Origin of the sequence: Shewanella sp. 10N.286.51.B2, from assembly GCF_041469265.1 — a bacterium.
In the GTDB taxonomy this organism is placed as follows: domain Bacteria; phylum Pseudomonadota; class Gammaproteobacteria; order Enterobacterales; family Shewanellaceae; genus Shewanella.
Genome location: NZ_JBFRKH010000014.1, coordinates 13,767 through 36,518 on the forward strand (window position 1 = coordinate 13,767; position 22,752 = coordinate 36,518).

A 22,752-nucleotide genomic window follows, 5' to 3' on the forward strand; every position below is an offset into this window, starting at 1 on the left:
ATAAGCCGATAACGAAGTAAAAATGGCCAACAAACGCTGTCCGAAGGATTCGGCTAAAAACGAATTACGCTTTGTTGAGTGAATTTTGCTTAGATTGCTAGGCTGCACTCCACTCGCCGCGCTTAATTCGTTTTTATCTCGAACAAAATGCCACCAGCAAAGATCAACAGACCCTAGAGAATACTCGGCAACTTTCAGTTTATTCGCATTTGAACGAATTAATAACTTAACGTTAGCTGTTAAAATAGCTGTTAAAAATAGCCGTTAAAATTAAAAGCTACGCTCTGTGGTTTCACCATTAATCACAATAACCTCTTGCTCATCGGCATGGAGGAAAAAAGCCGGATCATCTTCTGGGGTATTTGGCAATTCAGGGTCATCATTTTGCGCAACGCAGGTATAACCTAAGCTGTAGTTATTGGCGACCACAAAACCAAACTCGTAGTCATAACTTACAACATCATCGTTTGCATCCAAAACAGGATTAACTCTGGCTGCTGCAATAGGCGCCACCATGATGAACTGACTTTCGCTATCACGGAAATCATCCATATTTTCAAGGGCTGTGGCTTCAGGGTATAAATACACTGCCGAGCTAAACTCTGAGCCCCCAGCTGCCATTTCACATTGCTCAATCACCTCAGTAGAGACACTACCATTAATGGCGCCAACTTCTGCACTATTTACCAATTGCACTGATGTTGGCTTTAAGGTCCAGTAGTCTTTATTACCTTTTGGCCCTTGTAAGCCTTTTTGTAAATTAAACTCAGCCACAAAACTATTGTTACCCGCTGCTATGGTGAATGCTTTATTAAAGAACAAGCGACCAGTATTGTCATCTTCAGCGCCAACCCCGCCACAACTGCCATTGCTGTTAGTGGTTAACCCTGCAATGGTTTCGTCCATCGTTTGTACATAGGAGCTTTCTTCATTGGCCACTTCACTGTTTTCCATGTAAATACACATTTGGTACTCACCGACAGTAACCTCTTGGCCGCTGACTAAGGTTTCAACGTCTGAGCCTTGAAATTCGAGTAAATCGACTTGCTTTAATTCGCCGTCTTCTGACACGTCAAATGAGATACTGCCAGCATCAGTTTTTTTAACACCACCTGCTTAAATGCGATGGTGACTTTTTCTGCATCAGCAGGGTTATCTGATACCCCTAAATTAAAGGTGCCAGTTTCAATGACAGGAGTAGAGTCATCATTATCGCTTCCGCCACAGGCCGTTAATAATCCAGCCGTTGCGATAAGAAATGCTATTTTTGAAAGTTTCATTGGTTATCGACCTTTATCATTACAACCTAAGGTTGAAGTGTAGCATAGCAAGTCACAGCACAGCTCGACGAAAGCACAGTCGTATCAATACCTACGCCCAAATAACACTTAGGTCATGACAATGTTAATGTCCTGCCGTGCTTGGTCCATAACCACCAAACTTGGTAGCAAAATAGCCAATAATCCAACCCGCGATTAATCCATCGGCAACAAACCAAAATGGCGATTGCAATGCACCGCCCAGACCGAATATGGCGAAGTGGTTCATAGTAAATCCGCAAGCAAGAGTGATATCGACTTCAGTTTATTCCTTACAAGCTCATCTGGCATGATGATAATGTGTCTAACCGCCTAACTTTATTTTAAACCGTGGATATTACCTAAATATTCATTTTCAATATTTGTAGATAACTCCCATACACTTGCTTATGAAGATTGAAATAAAACCAGTGCATTATTGGTTTCAAATGACTACCTTTAATAAGTACAAACATAAACGATGTTTGCCATCGATTGGAGACCGAAATGGATAAAGCACTGCAAACCATGATTGAGAACATGCCAGAAAAAACCGGCAAGTCATTACCAGAGTGGCTTGAGATACTTGCACAGCAGAATATTGAAAAGCATGGAATGGCAGTTAAATATTTAAAAACCGAACATGGAGTAACCCATGGCTTTGCCAATACGATTGTGACCTTATCAAAACAAAAAGATGAGTCTACTGATGAGTTAGTTACCCAACAATATCAAGGCAAAGAAGCACTGACGCCAATCTACGATTTACTGATTTCTATCGTAAGTGGCTTCGGCCAAGACGTAGTAATAACCCCTAAAAAAGCGACAGTGAGTATCATTAGGAAAAAACAATTTGCCCTGATTAAACCTGCGACCAAAACCCGTATCGACCTAGGGTTAAAAATCAAAGACACACAACCTCAAGGTTGCCTTGAAGATTCTGGGCCTTTTGGTGCAATGTGTAGCCATCGCATACAATTAAAAGATATTGCGGATGTGAATGATGAAGTAAAGCAATGGTTGCTTTTAGCATACGATCAATCTGTTTAATAGCAGTGATACAGGTTAGCTGCTTAAACTGAATTCATGAGTTAAGAATTTCAGTTAGGCAGCCAAACCAACCCATTAAGCTCGATAAAAGCCTTTCATTACCTTCCCGCCGTACTTGGACCATAACCACCAAACTTGGTAGCAAAATAGCCAATAATCCAACCCGCGATTAATCCATCAGCAACAAACCAAAACGGTGATTGTAATGCACCGCCAAGACCAAATATAGCCACCATTAAGGCTTGAATTTGATCATAGGCCACAAAGGTAAACACCAGATTCATCCAGCCGCCCATTATGGTTGCGGTTAGCCACCAAGGCATGGCTATTTTTAACACCGGATGATAATCAAATACCCCAGCAAGCCCAATAATGGCGCCAAAAGTGATATACCACAGCAGTAATCCCCACAAAAACAATAAACTGGTTTCTGGGGCAAGCCATGGCACTATCCAAAAGCACAATACCCCAAAGGCTAAACCGATAAGCTTGCCCACGGCGGTGCGGGTGACTAAAGAAGGGTTAGAAATCATAATGACCTCCATACTATTTGAATGAGTCAGGTAAATCACCTGACTGAATTTAGCCACGGCGATTAAGGGCTGCTATTAGCGGTTCACAACAGCGTTTATTCACCGCCAAGGTTGTTGTAAAGACCTCCATATTAGCCCTATCTGTTAACCCTCAATGTGATCTTGGATAATCAATGCTTGGATTAATACTTAATTATTAGCCAAGGCGAAACAGCAATAAGGCTCGCTCATTGTCAGTGCTTTTATTAGTTTGACCATCATCAAGCTGAGCATCATGAATAAAGCCATTGCTGATAAGCACTTTAATAGAACCCAAATTATCTTGGGTCACTTCGGCAAATATTGGCCTTTGAGTTTGCTCCGCTAAAAAGACTCTTAAGGCATTAGTACCGATGCCCTGACCCCAATAGTCTCTCCCAAGCCAATATCCCAATAGCCATTGCTGCTCACTTTGCCATAAAACCACACTGCCAACGATATCGTTATCAACAATTATCGCTTTGGCTGTTATATCAGCATGACTCAAAATATTGCTCTGCCAATGTTCAAAAAAGGCATTACGGTCTCTCGCCGGAAAATCGGCCATCTCATTAGCCTGTGGATCGGCTTGAAACTGATATAAATGTTCTAAATCGGTGGCTAATACATTCCTAAGCTGTAAGTGCATGCTTCCCTCTCATCTTTCATTCCATTAATTGCATTTCGACGCGCTCTTTTATGAGTATGCTTATGCAAAATTGCCAAAAATTGATAAACTGTCTGGCTTAAACCTAACCTTTCTTCAGATTAATCTCTACTCACAGGAAAACCATAGTGACCGATTCATCAATGCGCCTTAATAAATACATCAGTGAAAGTGGCATATGTTCAAGACGTGATGCCGACCGTTTTATTGAGCAAGGCAACGTGTTTATTAACGGTAAGCGTGCACAGGTCGGCGACCAAGTTAGCTTTGGTGATAAAGTAAAAGTAAACGGTCAAGATATTGAGCCAAGAGATGCTGAAGATTTAGTCTTTATCGCCCTTAATAAACCCGTGGGCATTGTCAGTACCACCGAAGGCACCGAACGCGATAACATCGTCGATTTCGTCAATCACTCAACCCGCATATTCCCTATTGGTCGTTTAGATAAAGACTCCCAAGGTTTAATCTTTTTAACCAATAATGGTGACTTAGTTAATAAAATCCTCCGCGCGGGTAATAACCACGATAAAGAATACGTGGTCACGGTGAATAAACCCATTACCGATAGCTTTATCAAAGGCATGGGCGCTGGGGTACCGATATTAGGGGTAGTCACGAAAAAGTGTAAGGTTGAACAAGTATCACCGTACGCTTTTAAAATCGTATTAGTTCAAGGTCTTAACCGCCAAATTCGTAGAATGTGTGAACATTTTGGCTTTGAAGTCACCAAGCTTGAACGTCAGCAAATCATGAATGTCAGCCTCAAAGGTCTGCCAATCGGTGAATGGCGTGATTTAGATAAGCAAGAGCTAGATGTATTGTTTGAGATGATTAAAGACTCATCATCAGAAGACAAAAAAGCCCCAAAGAAAAAGTCTCAGCCTAAAGTTAAAACCGTAGCTCGTGAAAAAATTGAAGGCCCAGAGCACTTTATGCAGCACAACCGCAGCACCAAGCATAAAGGACAAGCAAAAGGTGGCGGTAAAGGCCAAACTAAATCTCAAGCTAAAGCTAAAGCTAAAGGCGGCAAAGGTAAGCCAAGCGGCGGTCGTAAGCCAAATCGCGCGCGTTAATTAAGCCGAGTTGAAATTGCGTCATTCGCCTTACTCGTTTTAACTCTCGCACTAGAAATAAAAAGCGCCAATATAAGAATATTGGCGCTTTTTATTGTTTGCAGCTCAGCTGCAAGCTAACCGTAGCAATACATTCGCTGGTAGATATAGCAACTCTGAAACAAGCCTAGAGATGGTTGTACTAGCGCAATAATAAAACAAAAAATACCAAGAACTATGAAACACCCAAGGTAATTTAATCAGGTTGCTGCAAAATTTAATGGTAAATGACTAAAAGTCACTTAATTTAAACCCACACTCATCAAAGTAAAATCCTTCCTAACCGATAATTTATTTTTCTAGCTTAGATGCTCTCTAACGCTAATAAAGCAGCCCCTATCGAACGAGAACAAACTCATACCACATCCTAAAGTATGTGTAGATAAGCCAAGCACACCCTTTGTGATAATTGTCAAAAATAATAATAACCGCCATGATCGCAGCGCGAGTTTATTTAAGCTCGCAATAAAGTGAAAATCATCAAGCTATCACTACAGATAGTTAATACATGGATATGGAGTTTTTAAATGGATTTAAATCGTAATTGGTGCAAAACAATTATTGCGTCTGCACTTACAATAGCTTTAACGGGTTGTGGTTCTTCTGATTCAGATGAAGCAACACAGAAGAATGTTGCACCTTCTATTTCATCAAGTGCGCTAATCACTGCGACAGAAGATACTGAATATCGTTACCAAGTTACTGTAACAGATCCTGATGATGCTAATAACGGCACTGATTTAGGCTTTTCATTAACCAACCCTCCAGAAGGTATGAATGTCTCTGACACAGGACTTATTACTTGGACTCCGACTGAAGGCATATTAACCTCCGGGCTAATGTCTGTAATTGTGACTGATGGTGGCGAGGATAATGCTGTAGCTTCAGGGCAAAGTTTTGAAATTATTGTCACACCAGTTAATGATGCTCCTACAGTTACATCTGTGGACGAGCAAACAGTCATTGCCGGCTCAGCATTCTCTTATCAACTTATTGTCACTGACGTTGATGATGTCGATATTGAGAATGACATTAGCTTTGAAATGATTACCGGTCCAGCTGAATTATCGATTTCTGCATCAGGCTTAATCAGCTACGACTCTACTGTCACCGAAACCACCAAAACTGATATTTCGATACAAATTGCTGACGGCGGTGAAGATAGCGCTGCGCCAGCTATCGTTAACTTTACACTTGAAGAGCAGTTTTTTATCACTTTAAATGGTATGACAATTAACTATTTCAACGGTGAAGCTATTTCAAATAGCCAAATTGCTGTTTCAAATGGTAATGAAATCATCCAAAGTATCGAGTCTAATGAATCTGGCGCTTTCTCTGCGAGCGTACAAGATACTCAGCTAACTGAACGAATGACCTTTACCGCTGATGCGACAGGTTATTCAGAGGCGGCGTTGAGCATTTCAAATAATGAAGTTGCTCAAGTTCATAATTTATTACTGCAGCCTGTACACACAACCGTTAACTTTGACGTCACGCAAGCAACTGAATTAACTGTTGAAGGTAGTTTATTAGTAAGTTTGCCTGAAAACAGCTTAGTGGATGCCGATGGAAACCTAGCGGCAACTGCGGTTGTTGCAGAGCTTACCGTCATCAACCCCGCCATTGATATTGAAATGATGCCTGGCGATATGTTAACAACCACAGAAACGGGTGAAATTGCACCAATTGAATCATTTGGTGCAATTACTGTTAGCTTCGAAGATGAATCAGGTAATCCATTACAGTTGGCTGAGGGAAAAACCGCTGAAATTCAGATCCCTGTTGTAGGATTTAATCCTCCAGCGACTATCCCGCTTTACTATTTTGATGAAGTATCAGGCTTATGGATTGAAGAAGGTGAAGCTACGCTCATCACCGACAATGGTGCACAATACTACGCTGGAAATGTTAGCCACTTTACCACCTGGAATGCCGATAGAATCTATGAAACCGTCATGATAAATGGTTGTGTTGAAGATGCCGAAGGAAATCGATTAGCTGGTGCCAGAGTTATATCTGATGGTCGTGATTATTTAGGTCGTTCACTGACTTATTCTGAAGATGACGGAACATTTAGCCTACCGGTTAGAATGAATTCAACTATCCTACTTGGCGCTACCATTGGGTTTCAAAGTCGCACTTCAATTATCGACTCTACCGATTCGGATTTAACATTAGCTTCATGTCTAGTGTTATCAGAGGCGTTAACTAAAATAACCTTAAACTGGGGCGAGGCGCCACGGGATTTAGATTCTCACCTTTATATAACTGATGTCGATGGCAATCAAAATCATGTCTATTTCTACAATCCGAGCGTAGTAATCGAAGAAACTATCATCGACTTAGACGTTGATGATGTAACTAGTTTTGGCCCTGAAGTTATCTCTATTCCAGAATTCCCTGTAGAAGGCACCTACGATTATTATGTGTACAATTTTTCTGGTAGCCCTGAAATCGATCCTGCCAGCACTCGAGTAGAAGTTATCTTTGAGAATGAGCAACATTTATTCACACCGCCAACTGAAAATATTACCCGATGGTGGCATGTAGCCAGTATTGAAAAAATGACTGATGGTGAACTGGTACTGACGGCGCATAACGAATGGGTTGATTCACCTTCTATTGAAATTCCAGAAGAAGTTGAAGCAGCAGCTCAGAGCTCAGCACTGCGTACCAACTCACTTATGCCAATGAAGAAGTTTAACTCTATTGTTAAAGGCTTAATTAACAGCAAGTACTACGCTGAAGAAAATCAATAATTCTATTAGCGTTTAAAATAAAAGGCATTGAGTATTCACTCAATGCCTTTTTTATTCGGTATCACTAGGTTTTTGCAATGTGCTTCTAAATTGCTAAGTTAATTTAAGTAATACCAACATCTGGCCTGTCAATAATGATGACTATTGGATTTTTAATTAACACCTTTCTCTGTAAAACGTTAGCTGATAAACACGCTTAAAACACATCAAAAAGGATGGGGTAAAGCCTAAATACACCCCTTTGGATAATTGTAAAAAAAATAATAACCGCCATGATCTCAATGCGAGTTAATCTAGCAGGTTGCACTCGCAATCAGATTGAACAAACACCTGCAATGATTACAACAAGCGATCACTACAAGCTATCAAAAAAGATAGTCACAAATGGATATGGAGTTTTTAAATGGATTTTAATCGTCATTGGCGCAAAACAATTGTTGCGTCAGCACTTACATTAATTTTAACTGGTTGTGGTGGTTCTTCAGACAGCGATAAGAGCGAAGAAATTACACCTCCGGAAACCACAACCCCTCCAGCTACCACTACACCACCTGAGACGACAACACCGCCAGCAGCGACAGAATACGATCACCAAGTATCTGGATTAGCGGTTTATCAAGGAGCGCTTGTTGGTGCTAATGTTTGTGTTGATTTAAATCAAAACTTAAGTTGCGATAGCGGCGAACCTACCTCGACAACAGACACTGATGGTAACTACCAAATAGATTGGACCAGCGAAGTTGAAACACCAAATTACTACTTACTCGCTAACTGGACCGCCGCATCTTCAGCAACAGCTTTAGCTAACGTTGATCCATTAGCGATAACAGAGCAGCAACCACCTCTAGCAATAAACACTGTGGTTAATTCACAAGGTGAAGGACAACTGCTCGCGACTTCAGAGCATAATGGAGCGATAAACAGTGCCACTCATACCGAGTTAACTCGAATTTTAGCAATGATTAAAGCACAGTTATCCCAACAAGAAGTGAGTACGTTAACACGAGAATTAAAAAGCTTACTTGCCACCTTGTACCAACAAGATGTAGACACTGTTTTTAATATTGATGCTGCAACTTCAATATCCGAACGCATCTTAGTAGTTGAAGCATTTTTACCCTACATTGAGCGATTAATTTCAGGCCAAGTGACAGATATTCTCGTAAATGAAAAAGTCTTAGCTAATACGATTGAAGCAGTCACAACACTATGGAGAAATAGTAACTTATCTTTAGATGAATTTATTAGCCTTGATTCTGACGCCGCACGTACAAATATTAATAACTCACTAATTGCATTAGGCTATGTTGAAGCCCCTATTGATAGTAGCTTGTTATCTCAAGCTGATTGGGCTGTTATTTTTAACAACATTATTAATGAGTCAGGATTTGTTAATACCTTTGTCGTCACTCCCGTAATCAATGATGATTTCGTATTTACTCTACTTCACGAAGATACCCATAAAAATCTAATTGGGGTCTATGGCAATGGCGTTCTTTTTCGATTTAATCCTGATACCGATGAAGATGGTCAAGCAACAGAATGCTGGAACTCAACAACTCAAACTTGGTTATCAGCAAGTGAAGTACCGGACAACTACACCCCTCCAGAACCCTATGTTGAAGGTAATAATTACCACACCTACTACGAAGGCACTGAAGTAGCTTTAACAATTAACTTTGAAAAACTCTTAACTGAAGACACCAAGTGGCAAACCCTATTAGCTGCGAGCCCTAGTTTATTAAACTTAGATGATGTTGAATGGCCAAGTGCAGTTTATAAAATGCAGATGTCGCTGCAAGCTGATGTCATGTGCCGAAATCAAGATGGCGGTGAATCTTATGAGTTACCTGAAAGCTCATCTCCACAACAACTCACAACTACAAACATAGCCGAAACCTTCTTTGAAAGTGATTATCCAGATTACACCCTCATAGATGAAGATGAGCAGACTATTGCTATTCATGATGGTGCAGGAAATATTAGCGAAGAGTACCAATGGACTAAATCAGAAGCACCAAACGGCGCCGATTTAATATCACTTGAGCAAAAAACGGTGGTCTCAGAACAAGAAATGTACACATTTACTAGCCACTACTTGCTAGACAGCAACACATTGAATGAAGTTGAAATCATGTCAGCCACTCCTGAGAATGTGACTGATTCAGGACTATCAATCACATTTGAAAACAGTAGTAGTTTCACAGATCGACTGCTGCAACATTTAACTGACCTATAAAATAATATGTGACATAAAAAAACCAGCATTTCTGCTGGTTTTTTTTATTGAAAAAGAAAAAAAGCATTAAGCGGTTTTCACTTTCCAGTTAACCGTTTCGCCGGCAAAGAATGGCACGATTGGATTCTGATTTGGCAAGATAATTTGCTCAGGAACAACCCACTGTTCTTTAACTAATGTCACTGTACCAGTATTGCGCGGCAAGCCATAAAAGTCGGCACCATGTAAGCTGGCAAAACCTTCTAACTTATCTAACGCACCTAAGTCATCAAATACTTGGGCATAAAGCTCTAGTGCAGACCATGCGCTGTAACAACCCGCACAACCACAGGCTGATTCTTTACGGTGCTTTTCATGGGGCGCAGAATCTGTACCTAAAAAGAACTTACTTGAACCCGTTGCAACAGCCGCTTGCAATGCTTGCTGATGAATATTGCGCTTAAGTACTGGTAAGCAGAAGTTATGTGGGCGTACGCCGCCAACTAATAAGTCATTACGGTTTAGCAATAAATGCTGCGGGGTAATGGTTGCGGCAATATTGTTTGGGGCGCTCGCGACAAACTCAGCCGCATCTTTAGTGGTAATATGCTCAAACACCACTTTAAGATTTGGCATAGCTTCAACAATGCGCGCCATATAACGATCGATAAAGATTTTTTCGCGGTCAAAAATATCAATGTGTGATTCAGTCACTTCACCATGAACTAGCAATAACATGCCTTGTTCGGCCATCACTTCAAAGATAGGAAATAATGCATCTAATGCTTTTACTGCAGCATCAGAGTTAGTGGTTGCGCCAGCTGGATATAATTTCGCTGCCACTACGCCCGCCGCTTTGGCATCAATAATGTCTTGAGCGCTGGTGTTATTGGTTAAAAACAAGGTCATTAACGGCTCAAAACTGCTACCAGCAGGACGCGCCGCTAAAATGCGCTCACGGTAAGCTGACACCATAGCTGCATCGGTAACAGGCGGTACTAGGTTAGGCATCACAATCGCACGTTGGAATAAACGCGCAGTGGCAGGTACGGTTTCAGCTAGCATATCTCCATCACGGAAATGTAAGTGCCAATCGTCCGGCGTAGTAATTGTCAGTTGCGTCATTGTGAGCCCTTAATATCAATAGCAATAATTTGGCGCTATTGTGCCTGAAAAGGGCTTTTTTTGATAGGTGCTAAACTTAAACGCTGACTTTGCTACAGCAAAAAATATAGCGGCAATTACAATGATAAATTGCCGCGCAAAACGGGGAAATAGCCCCAACAAGCAGCACATCCAACTGAGGTTAAGCTGTCGTTTCAACTCAAGTGCATTAGCAAGTATGATAACCACTCAGCATTAGTCGCCACGGCATAATCAATAAAAAACTAACAAGGACATGTTTGTGATCAAATCCATTCCCCTATTCTTAGGGCAGCAGCTAAAACACACTGCGGCCATATCATCAGCGATGCTGGTATCCCTTAGCGTAAATGCGCTGCCGATAGAAAAGATTAAGCTACCACCCAATTTTACTATCGAGGTGTATGCCGATAATGTCGAAAACGCCCGTCAAATGGCGTTAGGCGATAACGGCACCTTGTTTGTCGGTAGCCGCCGCGCGGGCAACCTCTATGCGCTAATTGATAGCAATAATGACATGAAAGCTGACAAACAAATTGTATTAGCCAAGGACTTATTTATGCCATCAGGCATCGCTTTTCATGATGGCAGTTTGTATGTGGCTGAAGTGGATAAAATCTGGCGCTATAGTGATATCGAAAAACACTTACCTAATGTGCCAAAACCTGAGCTGGTTTACGATAAGTTGCCCAATAAAGCGCATCACGGCTGGAAGTTCATCAAATTTGGCCCAGATGGCAAATTATATATCCCAGTGGGTGCGCCCTGTAATGTCTGCGAAAGCGAACTGCCTTTTGCATCGATTTTAAAGCTCGATGTAGAGACTAAACAAACCACTATCGTCGCCAAAGGTGTGCGTAACAGTGTCGGTTTTGACTTTCACCCTGAAACCGGTGAGTTATGGTTTACCGATAATGGCCGCGACATGATGGGCGATGATTTACCGGATGATGAGCTTAACCATGTCACTGAAATTGGCCAGCACTTTGGTTTCCCTTATGTGCATAACGCTGACAATAACGACCCAGAGTTTTTTGATGCTGAAAAAGCCAAACTTAATACGCCACCAGCACTAAATCTCGGCGCCCATGTGGCAGCATTAGGGATGGAGTTTTACCAAGGCGAGCAGTTTCCTGCTGAATATAAAGGCCGTATTTTTATCGCCCAACATGGTTCATGGAATCGCAGCAGCAAGGTCGGCTATCGCATCATGCAAGTGACCTTGGACGGCAATAAAGTAAGTGATTACCAACCCTTTGCCACAGGCTGGCTGCAAGGTGAACAAAGTTGGGGCAGACCCGTAGCGGTGCTCACCATGGCAGATGGTTCGCTGCTGGTATCAGATGATGCCGCTAATGCGGTTTATCGGATTAGTTATTCTGAAAACTAATCTGGTTCATTTTGTTTCCAAACTTCGTTTGGATTAACGTCATGGATGGCTCTATTGATTTCGATTAATTTGAGTCACTGTATTTCCAAACTTCGTTTGGATTAACGTCGTGGGTTTTCCACCCACACCCGAGCAAAAGGGAGTGGACGGCAACTCCCTCTTGCATCACCCTCGCCGCTCCGGCGAAATTTAAACAGCAAAATTTCCAACGGAGAATCATCCAGCTTTTAACTTCGTTTGTAGGCTGCTTCGGTAATCTTCAAAAATCACTAACGCATTCGATGGGGCGTCCCTTCCCCTCGAAAGCTAGCCAGACATCCATGTCTGGACTCACGTAATTTTTTTGCTTACCTCAATTCAAATTGAACATTCAGATAAGAGCAAAAACACCAAAAGCTATATTGTTTCTAATTTTAACCTAGTTAAGCCAAACGAACCTGCAGGCACAATAATCTCCGTTGGAAGTGTCCGAATGCGTTGAGCTAATTTGCGTGATGGAGGCAGGCTGCTCTCGTGCATCCATGCACTTCACAGCATTCAGGCTTCCTGCCCATCGACGCCGACATAGCCTCAGTTGAGCCATGGTCACTCCTTGGCATCCCTGCCATCGTGACATCAGTACATCCGTGTACAAGCGATGGCGAATCTGAGGCGATAGCAAATTCGCTCTATAGCATGAGGGTCAACACTTCGTCGGAGCGGCAAGGGATGTCGAGAAGGGAAATGCTGTTGTTTCCCTTTCGTCGGGTGTGGGCGAAGCGCCACGACTTTGATCTACTTATTAACTAACCTAATAAAATGACTTTTATTGATAATAACCTAGCAAAGTCACCCACAAAAAAACCAGCCACTTTTCCAAGTAGACTGGTTTTTTAATAGTGATTATTAAGCCAACGGCTTAACCAACAATTACCCTTGTGGGCGCATCGCTGGGAACAAGATCACGTCACGAATAGTGTGTGTGTTAGTGAATAACATCACTAAACGATCGATACCAATACCTTGACCTGCAGTTGGTGGTAAACCGTGCTCTAGTGCGCGAATATAATCGGCATCGTAGAACATCGCTTCATCGTCACCGGCATCTTTAGCATCAACTTGTGCTTTAAAGCGATTGTCTTGATCTTGTGCATCGTTAAGCTCAGAGAAACCGTTAGCCACTTCACGGCCGCCAATGAAGAACTCGAAACGGTCGGTGATGAAATGGTTGTCGTCGTTACGACGTGCAAGTGGTGAAATGTCAGCTGGGTAACCAGTAATGAACGTAGGTTGCATTAACTGAGGCTCAGCGGTTTCACCAAAGATTTCTTCAAGTAGTTGACCACAAGTCCAGAACTTCTCGATTGTCATGCCAAGGCTCTTAGCCAAGTCACGCATGAACTCAACGTCTTTAACTTCTTCGTAAGTCATAGACTGAATGGTTGCGTTGTCAGGGTTGTATTTTTTGATAGCGTCTAACATGCTTAAACGTGCATATGGGCCACCAAAATCAACGGTATGCTCACCGTATGGTAGCTTGGTAGAACCACAAAGCTCAGTAGCGATCGAACTTAGCATTTCTTCAGTAAGATCCATTAGATCTTTGTAATCAGCGTACGCCATATAGAATTCCATCATAGTGAATTCTGGGTTATGACGAGGCGATAAGCCTTCGTTACGGAAGTTACGGTTAACTTCAAATACTCGCTCAAAACCACCAACCACTAGACGCTTAAGGTATAGCTCTGGTGCGATACGCAAGTACATCGCCATATCAAGTGCATTGTGGTGCGTTTCAAAAGGACGCGCGCTAGCGCCACCAGGAATGCTGTGCATCATTGGGGTTTCAACTTCCATGAACTCTTTTTTGATCATGAAGTTACGGATAGCTGAAACCACTTTAGAACGCATAATAAATGCATTACGTGACTCTTCGTTAACGATTAAGTCAACGTAACGTTGACGGTAACGCGTTTCTTGGTCTGATAAACCGTGGAACTTTTCAGGCAGTGGACGCAATGCTTTAGTGAGCAATTGGTACTGCTCCATGTTCACATATAAATCGCCTTTACCAGAAAGGTGTAACTTACCGGTCACACCGATGATGTCACCAATGTCTAAACCTTGGAATGTGGCTTTAAGATCTTTTTGAACATCTTTACCCGCGTAGGCTTGAATGCGACCAGATACATCTTGGATTACCAAGAATGGGCCACGTTTAGCCATAATACGCCCAGCAATTGAACGGTTAACGTCCATGCCTTCAAGCTCTTCTTTAGTGAAGTGACCATATTCAGCTTGAATATCGGCAGCTTTGTGTTTGCGATCGAAGTTATTTGGGTGACCATTTGCAGGGCAGTTTTCGCGGATGTGATCTAGTTTCGCGCGACGTTCTGCAATTAACTTGTTTTCGTCTTGGGTTTGTTCAGTCATCTTCTTCTCTCGTTAAAGGCCAGATTTAAGGCTAGCTTCAATAAACTTGTCCAAGTCGCCATCTAAGACGCTTTGGGTATTTCGGTTTTCAACACCGGTACGTAAATCTTTAATACGGGCATCATCAAGCACGTATGAACGGATTTGGCTGCCCCAACCAATATCTGATTTGGCATCTTCCGCGGCTTGCTTATCAGCGTTCTGTTTGAGCATTTCTAACTCGTACAGTTTCGCTTTTAATTGTTTCATTGCAGCGTCACGGTTCTTATGTTGCGAACGGTCATTTTGACACTGCACCACAGTATTAGTGGGTAAATGGGTAATACGTATTGCTGATTCGGTTTTGTTGACGTGCTGACCACCTGCACCTGAGGCGCGGTAGGTATCAATACGTAAATCAGATGGATTGATATCAATCTCAATTGAATCGTCAATTTCTGGGTAAACGAATACCGAACAGAAAGAAGTATGACGCTTACCTGACGAATCAAACGGTGACTTACGCACTAAACGGTGAACACCGGTTTCTGTACGCAGCGAACCAAAGGCATATTCACCATTAAACTTGATGGTTGCGCCTTTAATACCAGCGACATCGCCGTCGGTGACTTCCATTAGTTCAGGTTTGTAATCGTGGGCTTCACCCCAACGTAAATACATACGCAGTACCATATTGGCCCAATCTTGTGCCTCGGTACCACCAGAACCTGATTGAATGTCTAAGTAGCAGTCTGCAGCATCATGTGGGCCCGAGAACATACGGCGGAATTCAAGTTCTTCCAAACGTTTCTCAAGATCATCTAATTCTGTGCTGGCATCGTTAAAGGTTTCTTCATCATCTTCTTCGATGGCAAGTTCAACCAGTCCTTCAATATCTTCAAGGCCGCTATCCATATCGTCGATCGTTTTCACGACGGCTTCTAAGGCGCTGCGCTCTTTACCTAGGGCTTGGGCATTATCTGGATCATTCCAAACTTCCGCACTTTCGAGCTCTCTACTGACTTCTTCTAAACGCTCACTTTTGGCAGCGTAGTCAAAGATACCCCCGAAGAAGTTCGGTGCGGTCAGCGAGTTCCTTGATTTTGAATTTAACTGGATTTACTTCAAACATGAATTTTCTACTTAATTTAGCGGTAAACAATACAATTAACCGCGCATTTTACCCCATGACTGCGACTAAACCTAGCGCTCAGAGGCGATTATTAACAAACATTAGTGGAATTGTTGATAACCAGGAAAAAACCGCCCATCAGCAAGCTGAACCACAAGCTGTGTTATTGGCTAAAAATGTCAGCAAATAGCCCAAACCCATGGCATTACCATAGCTAAAAATGGTTCATCAAGCCGCTGACTGGTAATGTAACCGGCTTAGAATTAATTGCTAAAAAAACGTTAACCTGCGACATAATCGGGCCTTTTATTCAGCACATCTACAACAATCTCTTTCAAATCTGCACGTTACTCCCCTTAGCTTTAAACTTTTATCAGCACTCGAATATGGCAGCGATCAACTACCAATAGCACCAAGATCAATTTAACCCCAAATTTGCGACCTAATCCCACTTAAAGCTAGAGCAAAACAGATTAAGTCACAAAACCACACCCAAGCGTGATGGCGGTTACAAAAGCTTATTCCACTTACTCAGCTTGATTCTGTTCATCTAAAAATAGGTATATTTTGTAGAGCTAATAAAGGGCGAAAATTTAGCCTGTAATAACCCCTACAAGGCCTAGTGATGATTACTCTCAAAATAGATGGCATTGCGTTAACTGTCAGTGCCGATAAAAATATTCTTCAAGCCGCTCGCGATGGCGGGATAAACATTCCTAGCTTATGCGATCCTGCAAACGGCAATACCCAGCACAGCGATGGTAAACACAGTCATGGCAAACAAGCCTGTAATCTTTGTGTGGTTGATATCAAAAATCACGATGGCAGCTGCCGCAAAGTAAAAGCCTGTGAAACCCCTGTTGCCAGTGACATGCACATTACCACTCAAACCGCTGAGTTAAGCAAGTTACGCCAAGCAGCGTTAAACACTATTTTGTCTGATCACTTTGCTGACTGTGAAGCGCCCTGTCAGCAAGCCTGCCCTGCAGGGGTGGATATTCAAAGTTACCTGTTTCATATCGCCCAAGGTAATCACACCGAAGCGGTAAAAGTCATTAAGCAAACCTTACCTTTGCCGCTGTCTATTGGCCGTGTTTGCCCGGCCTTTTGTGAAGCCGAATGTCGCCGAGGCTTGGTTGATGAGCCAGTGGCTATTAGACAATTAAAGCGCCACGCCGCCGATTTAGACCTTGCCGATGAGCACAGCTATCAAATTGAAAAGCTGCCAGCTACTGGTAAAAAAGTCGCCATTATTGGTAGTGGCCCTGCTGGTTTAAGCGCCGGTTACTTTTTATCAAACCAAGGCCATCAGGTGCGCATTTTTGAGTCTATGCCCAAAGCGGGTGGCTGGCTGCGCTATGGCATTCCTGAGTATCGCTTACCTAAAGATATTCTTGATAAAGAAATTGAGTTACTTAGCCAAAATGGCCTAGACATTGTCACTAATACCCGCCTTGGTGAAGATGTTCATCTAAAACAACTTACCGATGATTACGATGCTGTGTGTTTAGCCATTGGCGCCCAAAAAGCAGTGGCGATGAACTACCCGGGCAGTGATTTAACAGGCTGTTACTTAGGGGTCGATTACTTACGTGATTACTGCACCGAGCAAAGCTATCAAATCGGTCATAAAGTCGCGGTGATTGGCGGCGGTAATACTGCCATTGATTGCGCCCGCACCGCCGTGCGCGCAGGCCATGATGTCACCTTAATTTATCGCCGTACCCGTGCTGATATGCCCGCTGAGCCTTATGAAATTCATGAAGCTGAAGTTGAAGGGGTTAAGTTTCACTTTTTAACTAATCCGCTTAACAATATCGCTAATGAAGACGGCCAAGTCAGCGCCATTGAACTGGCGAAAATGGCCTTGGGCGAACCTGATGCATCAGGGCGGCGCTCACCAAAAGCCACTGGCGAAAGCTTTATTGAAGCCTTTGATACTGTCATTGCTGCGGTGTCGCAAACCCCAGATATGAGCTTTATGGAAGATCCAGCCAGTCACCTCACCACAGGTGAACTGGCGCTAACTCGCTGGAATACTTTTATCGGCTGTGAGCACACTATGTCTGCAGGGGTTGATAAACTGTTTGTAATTGGTGACTCTCGCCGCGGCCCAGCGACAGCAGTAGCGGCCATTGGTGATGGCCGTAAAGCCGCTGTAGCCATTAATAAATTGCTACACGAGGGGCTCAATTGCGACTTAACCCCAAAACCATTTAATGCAACGAAAGCGCCTAAAACCGCTGAATTATCAGCCGAATTATACCCCAGCATTGCAGCAAAACCTCGCTACAAAATGGCTGAGCTTAGCGCCATTGAGCGTCAGCTAAATTTCAATGAAGTGGAGTTAGGCTATGCGCCCGATGAAGCAATGCAAGAAGCCGCCCGCTGTTTAGAGTGTGCTTGTCAGGCCAATACCGATTGTAAATTACGTGATTATGCCACTGAGTATCATGTGCAAGCGGAGCAATTAGACAGCACCAATGCGCGCCAATTTGCGGTGGATAAAACCAGCCCGTTTATTCAGTTTGATGCCAACCGCTGTATTAGCTGCGGCAAATGCGTCGATATTTGTGGTCAGCAAAGTGGTCACAATGCCATTAAGTTCACTAAAGACAGCTTCCAAGCATTACCGAATCAATTAACCGATGAGCGCCAAGCACCTCGGGTTGGCTTTAGTGCCAGCATGGCCGATAGTGATTGTGTGCAATGTGGTAACTGCGTGCAAGTGTGCCCAACTGGCGCGCTGGTTGATGCCCGTGATAAACGCCAAGGCGATGAAGAGCAGTTAACGACCACCTCGACCATTTGTACATACTGTGGTGTGGGTTGTCGTATCGAAGTCAGCGTGTCACCGACCACAGGCAAAATTTGCCATGTTGAAGGCAGTAAACACTCTGATGTTAACGATGGCATGTTGTGCGTTAAGGGCCGTTTTGGGTTTGACTTTATTCAAAGCGAGCAACGCTTAACCACGCCGCTTATTCGTAAAATGGGCGAGCTGATCCCCTGCAGTTGGGATGAAGCGCTAGATACCATCGCCGATAATTTTGCCAAGGTTAAAGCTGAAGCAGGCGCTGATGCCATTGCCACTTTAGCCTCAGCCAAAGCCACCAATGAAGATAACTACCTCATTCAAAAGTTTGTTCGCAGCGTATTAGGCACCAATAATATCGACCATTGTGCCCGTTTGTGTCATGCCAGTACTGTGTCAGCCCTGCAACTCAGTTTGGGTAGCGGCGCAATGACCAATGATATTCCGGGGATCAAAGAGTCTGACTTAATCTTTATCTTAGGCTCAGATACCTGCAATGCGCACCCGATAATTGCCTCAAGAATTAAACAAGCGATTCGCTCCCATGGCGCCCGCTTGATCATTGCCGACCCAAAACGTGTCTCCATTGCTGATGATGCCTGTTTATACGTAGCGCAAAAGCCCGGCTCTGATGTGGTGCTGCTCAATGCGATTATGGCTGAGATCATTCGTCATGATTGGCATGACAAAGACTATATCAACGCCCATACCCAAGGCTTTGATGCAGTGATGCAAGAAGTGCTTAAGCCTGAATATCAGTTGCAAAATGCCACCAAGATTTGTGGGGTTAGCGCTGAGGATATTACCCAAATGGCGCGTTATATTGGCACTGCTGAGAAAACCGCAGTCTACTACGCTATGGGCATAACCCAGCACACCTCAGGCCATGACAATGTCACTGCTATCTCTAACCTGCAAATGCTCTGTGGCAATTTAGGTAAAGTGGGTGCAGGCATTAATCCACTGCGTGGCCAAAGTAATGTTCAAGGTGCGTGTGATATGGGCGCGCTGCCAAATTACTACACTGGCTATCAGCGGGTTGATAACCCTGTGGTGCGTGAGAAATTTGAGCAGCAGTGGCAAACGCCGCTGTCAGCCACCGAGGGCTTAACGGCCACTGAAGTGATGCATGCCATTACCGAAGATAAAGTTAAAGCCTTATACGTTATGGGCGAAAACCCTGTGCTGAGCGACCCAGATCAAGCCCATGTGCTTGAAGCTTTGGAGAAGCTGCCGTTTTTAGTGGTGCAAGATATCTTCTTAACTGAAACCGCCAAGTATGCAGATGTGGTGCTACCTGCGGCATCATTTGCTGAAAAACAGGGCCACTTTACCAATACAGAGCGCCGAGTGCAGCGCCTAGAAGCAGTATTAACCCCGCCGGGACAAGCCCGCGCTGACTGGCAAATCATTCAAGATATTGCCAATAAACTGGGCGCTAACTGGCACTACGCTAACGAGCAAGCGATCACTAACGAGATCAATCAAGTGACCCCGCAATATCAAGGGATCACTTGGGATCGTTTAAGTGCTGATAAACATGGCACGCCAAGTAAAGGGCTGCAGTGGCCTTGCCGTGATGAGCAACATACGGGAACGCCCGTGCTGCATCAGGAGCAGCCCATTAAAGGCAAAGGTATATTCACCGCCGTGAGCTATCGCGCCCCAGCCGAATCTACCTGTGATGAGTATCCATTGGTATTGTCTACAGGTCGCTTATTAGAGCAGTTTCACACCGGTACCTTAAGCCGAAAAACCAGCGGTTTAGATACTTTAGGTACCCCAAGAGTGATGATGTCGGTGTTTGATGCTGAGCGTCTTGGGGTGAGTAATGGCGATAATTTAAAACTGAGTTCACGCCGCGGCGAAATTGAAATTGCCGCCTTTGTCACTAAGCGAGCGCAAGCGGGCGTTTTATTCTTACCGTTCCACTTTGCTGAAGCGGCGGCGAATAAGTTAACCAATAACGCAGTCGATCCGGTGGCCAAAATACCTGAGTTTAAAGTCTGCGCCGTTAAAGCGGAGTTAGCCACAGCGGTGTAATTTCACGCTTAACTGAAGTAAAACTGACGTAAAAACTGATAAAAAAGGCAAGCTTAGGTATATCACCAAGCTTGCCTTTTTTTATCGCGATATCGTATTTAGTTAAAGCACGGCTAACAAAGCCCCTGTAGCGGCAAACCCTGCTACTAACAAAACAATGTTGGGCTTAAAGATTTTCAGCACGCCAAAGCCTAATAACACCAATGCCATATCAATAGGTAATAGCACCGCTGAGGTAAACACTGGCGAATAAAGTGCGGCAAACAATAACCCCACCACTGCGGCATTCACTCCAGCAATAGCACCTGATATAACCGGTCGCTCACTGATAGCATGCCAGCTTTTTAACCCCACCAGCATCAGTAAAAACCCTGGAAAAAAAATGGCAATGGTCGCCACAATAGCGCCTAAAATGGGTTGCTCCAACCATAAATCGGCCCCTAAAAAGGTCGCCAAGGTGAACATAGGCCCAGGAATCGCCTGCGCTAGTGCATAACCGGTTAGAAATCGATCTGGGCTTACCAGCTCACCGACATTGGCTTCCAGCAGTGGCAGCACCACATGACCGCCGCCAAACACTAAGCTGCCCACCTGATAAAATTGTGCAAATACTTGGCCTAGGGTGCCAGTTTGATTAATAAAGTAAAACGTCGACACTATGCCAATGATAAATAATGCTAACCAGCCATAGTTAAGCTTAATGGGGCTATTTTCTGGGGTAATATTTTCGCCTTTGGTGAGCAATACCACGCCCATTATCGCCGCCAGCAATAATACGATAATTTGGGTCAGCATTGAGGGGAGTAACATCAAGCAAGCTGCGGTAAGCAACATAATAACCCGGGCGGTTTTGCGCTGACAAAATTGGCTAAACATTCCCAATGTCGCATCAGCAACGACCACTACTGCCAGCAGTTTTAAGCCGTGGATTATGCCGACAACCGCATCGGCTTCAAGCCACTTGGCACTGGTTATGGCGAGTAAGAACAGCAACATAAAAGACGGTAAGGTAAAACCCAAAAATGCGGCTATTGCGCCTGCTAAGCCGCCGCGATGATAACCAATAGCAAAGCCAACCTGACTCGAACCCGGCCCTGGCATAAACTGACTTAACGCCACAAAGCTGCCATAGCGTTTTTCATCGAGCCAATTAAGCTCGCTAACAAAGGTCTGCCTAAAATAACCAATATGCGCTGCGGGGCCGCCAAAACTGACTAAACCTAAGGCTAAAAAGCGGGTAAATATTTGCCACATAAGCTGTCCAATTCCGTTTAGAGATAAGCTGGCGATAGCATCACTGGCTTAAGTTTAAATAATGAGGTTTAAATAATTAGTTTTAAATAATAAGAGTTTGATACGAGATCATTAATACCAGCTTGCTATCAACCCCGTCACTAGATTAATTATATGACGCTTTGGTGTCGTTTTTATGACAGCGTACTTTTTCTGACCGCACAGTTTGATGACAATAGGCTCGATAGCTCATTGAGTCTAGTTAGGCTTGTAATTGCGCTAACACTTTCTCGCTGAGTAACTTTAATTGCTGTAATTCATCTGCGCTGCCACCGACTTTACAGCGCATCAATTGTGGAATTTGGCTCGCTTGCCGTTTTAAAGCCAGTCCTTGGGGCGTTAACTGTAATACCCTAACCCGCTCGTCTTCTTTACTGCGATCTCGGATAACCAGTTGCTTTGTTTCCAGTCTTTTTAGTAACGGTGTTAAGGTGCCTGAGTCCAAATGTAATTTTTCACCTAAGGTTTTAACGCTAATCCCGGGCTCTTTCCACAGCACCATCATCACTAAATATTGCGGATAGGTTAGTGATAGTTCATCAAGTAGTGGCCGATAAGCGCGCACGACCGCATTGGTGGCACTATAAAGCGCAAAACATACTTGGTTTTCTAATGCCAATGCATCAAACTTTTCACTCATAATCATTCCTTAAATCCTAGTCACAGGCTTACTTTCTCGCAAAATTCTAATATCTATGGCGCTCAGTATTTGATGTGCAGCTTAATCACAACTACTGCATAGCCAAAGCGATTATCAGTTTATCACACTTAAATTGCGCACAATACAATATACTGATAGACCATTAGCCATTACTGCGCTGATACAGATTAATACAAAAATATTATCTACCTTTCCTTATTTTGGCCGATAAATCATTAACCCATTTAGG

General features: G+C 43.5%; 14 protein-coding genes and 1 pseudogene. 6 read left to right on the forward strand and 9 right to left on the reverse strand.

The annotated features are described in order from the left end of the window. Positions 1 to 270: 270 nt before the first annotated feature. Both AB4140_RS03610 and AB4140_RS03615 read right to left on the reverse strand, forming a co-directional pair. Positions 271 to 1,280, reverse strand: a pseudogene (locus AB4140_RS03610) (DUF4382 domain-containing protein). A gap of 124 nt (positions 1,281 to 1,404) precedes the next feature. Next, entirely contained in the window at positions 1,405 to 1,548 is a 144-nt protein-coding gene (locus AB4140_RS03615) for a hypothetical protein (RefSeq protein ID WP_157936457.1), read from the reverse strand. A gap of 257 nt (positions 1,549 to 1,805) precedes the next feature. Between AB4140_RS03615 and AB4140_RS03620 the strand changes: the two genes are divergently transcribed. Beyond that, complete coding sequence (locus AB4140_RS03620; protein ID WP_102520656.1) at positions 1,806 to 2,348, forward strand: DUF4287 domain-containing protein; 543 nt, start codon at positions 1,806 to 1,808, stop codon at positions 2,346 to 2,348. A gap of 98 nt (positions 2,349 to 2,446) precedes the next feature. On the opposite strand, the gene AB4140_RS03625 is transcribed toward AB4140_RS03620, so the two are convergent. Both AB4140_RS03625 and AB4140_RS03630 read right to left on the reverse strand, forming a co-directional pair. Then, a complete protein-coding gene (locus AB4140_RS03625) occupies positions 2,447 to 2,881 on the reverse strand; it encodes a hypothetical protein (protein WP_241901105.1) in 435 nt (144 codons plus the stop codon). Positions 2,882 to 3,077: 196 nt separating this feature from the next. Next, entirely contained in the window at positions 3,078 to 3,548 is a 471-nt protein-coding gene (locus AB4140_RS03630; RefSeq protein WP_102475929.1) for a GNAT family N-acetyltransferase, read from the reverse strand. 146 nt (positions 3,549 to 3,694) lie between these two features. Between AB4140_RS03630 and rluF the strand changes: the two genes are divergently transcribed. The 3 genes from rluF to AB4140_RS03645 all read left to right on the forward strand — a co-directional run bounded on the left by rluF (position 3,695) and on the right by AB4140_RS03645 (position 9,676). Continuing rightward, positions 3,695 to 4,639 (forward strand): 23S rRNA pseudouridine(2604) synthase RluF, encoded by a 945-nt coding sequence (gene rluF, locus AB4140_RS03635; protein WP_371999833.1) that lies wholly within the window; start codon positions 3,695 to 3,697, stop codon positions 4,637 to 4,639. 566 nt (positions 4,640 to 5,205) lie between these two features. Then, complete coding sequence (locus AB4140_RS03640; protein ID WP_303413374.1) at positions 5,206 to 7,437, forward strand: putative Ig domain-containing protein; 2,232 nt, start codon at positions 5,206 to 5,208, stop codon at positions 7,435 to 7,437. A gap of 403 nt (positions 7,438 to 7,840) precedes the next feature. After that, positions 7,841 to 9,676 (forward strand): hypothetical protein, encoded by a 1,836-nt coding sequence (locus AB4140_RS03645; RefSeq protein WP_303501820.1) that lies wholly within the window; start codon positions 7,841 to 7,843, stop codon positions 9,674 to 9,676. Between the two features lie 66 nt (positions 9,677 to 9,742). On the opposite strand, the gene pyrC is transcribed toward AB4140_RS03645, so the two are convergent. Further along, positions 9,743 to 10,780: a dihydroorotase gene (gene pyrC / locus AB4140_RS03650; RefSeq protein WP_102440253.1), complete on the reverse strand. Its 1,038-nt coding sequence runs from the start codon at positions 10,778 to 10,780 to the stop codon at positions 9,743 to 9,745. A gap of 346 nt (positions 10,781 to 11,126) precedes the next feature. On the opposite strand from pyrC, the gene AB4140_RS03655 reads away from it, so the two are divergent. Continuing rightward, a complete protein-coding gene (locus AB4140_RS03655) occupies positions 11,127 to 12,188 on the forward strand; it encodes a sorbosone dehydrogenase family protein (RefSeq protein WP_371999902.1) in 1,062 nt (353 codons plus the stop codon). Between the two features lie 909 nt (positions 12,189 to 13,097). Here the strand turns inward: AB4140_RS03655 and lysS are convergent. Further along, on the reverse strand, positions 13,098 to 14,600 hold the full coding sequence (gene lysS, locus AB4140_RS03660) for a lysine--tRNA ligase (protein ID WP_102435746.1): 1,503 nt from the start codon (positions 14,598 to 14,600) through the stop codon (positions 13,098 to 13,100). A gap of 12 nt (positions 14,601 to 14,612) precedes the next feature. After that, a protein-coding gene (gene prfB, locus AB4140_RS03665; protein WP_198589352.1) for a peptide chain release factor 2 occupies positions 14,613 to 15,711 on the reverse strand; the annotation gives its coding sequence in 2 pieces (ribosomal slippage) (positions 14,613 to 15,635 and positions 15,637 to 15,711; 1,098 coding nt in all). Positions 15,712 to 16,336: 625 nt separating this feature from the next. On the opposite strand from prfB, the gene fdhF reads away from it, so the two are divergent. After that, a complete protein-coding gene (gene fdhF / locus AB4140_RS03670) occupies positions 16,337 to 20,569 on the forward strand; it encodes a formate dehydrogenase subunit alpha (RefSeq protein WP_371999836.1) in 4,233 nt (1,410 codons plus the stop codon). Positions 20,570 to 20,671: 102 nt separating this feature from the next. Here the strand turns inward: fdhF and chrA are convergent, their stop codons facing one another. Together chrA and AB4140_RS03680 are read right to left on the reverse strand one after the other, a co-directional pair. Further along, positions 20,672 to 21,823 (reverse strand): chromate efflux transporter, encoded by a 1,152-nt coding sequence (gene chrA, locus AB4140_RS03675; RefSeq protein ID WP_303501830.1) that lies wholly within the window; start codon positions 21,821 to 21,823, stop codon positions 20,672 to 20,674. 241 nt (positions 21,824 to 22,064) lie between these two features. Beyond that, positions 22,065 to 22,508 (reverse strand): MarR family winged helix-turn-helix transcriptional regulator, encoded by a 444-nt coding sequence (locus tag AB4140_RS03680; protein WP_102435736.1) that lies wholly within the window; start codon positions 22,506 to 22,508, stop codon positions 22,065 to 22,067. Positions 22,509 to 22,752: the final 244 nt, after the last annotated feature.

Coding starts and splice junctions, on each gene's coding strand:
- AB4140_RS03615 (WP_157936457.1), bottom strand. CDS start 1,548: ATGAACCACTTCGCCATATTCGGTCTGGGCGGTGCATTGCAATCGCCA.
- AB4140_RS03620 (WP_102520656.1), top strand. CDS start 1,806: ATGGATAAAGCACTGCAAACCATGATTGAGAACATGCCAGAAAAAACC.
- AB4140_RS03625 (WP_241901105.1), bottom strand. CDS start 2,881: ATGATTTCTAACCCTTCTTTAGTCACCCGCACCGCCGTGGGCAAGCTT.
- AB4140_RS03630 (WP_102475929.1), bottom strand. CDS start 3,548: ATGCACTTACAGCTTAGGAATGTATTAGCCACCGATTTAGAACATTTA.
- AB4140_RS03640 (WP_303413374.1), top strand. CDS start 5,206: ATGGATTTAAATCGTAATTGGTGCAAAACAATTATTGCGTCTGCACTT.
- AB4140_RS03645 (WP_303501820.1), top strand. CDS start 7,841: ATGGATTTTAATCGTCATTGGCGCAAAACAATTGTTGCGTCAGCACTT.
- pyrC (WP_102440253.1), bottom strand. CDS start 10,780: ATGACGCAACTGACAATTACTACGCCGGACGATTGGCACTTACATTTC.
- AB4140_RS03655 (WP_371999902.1), top strand. CDS start 11,127: ATGCTGGTATCCCTTAGCGTAAATGCGCTGCCGATAGAAAAGATTAAG.
- lysS (WP_102435746.1), bottom strand. CDS start 14,600: ATGACTGAACAAACCCAAGACGAAAACAAGTTAATTGCAGAACGTCGC.
- fdhF (WP_371999836.1), top strand. CDS start 16,337: ATGATTACTCTCAAAATAGATGGCATTGCGTTAACTGTCAGTGCCGAT.
- chrA (WP_303501830.1), bottom strand. CDS start 21,823: ATGTGGCAAATATTTACCCGCTTTTTAGCCTTAGGTTTAGTCAGTTTT.
- AB4140_RS03680 (WP_102435736.1), bottom strand. CDS start 22,508: ATGATTATGAGTGAAAAGTTTGATGCATTGGCATTAGAAAACCAAGTA.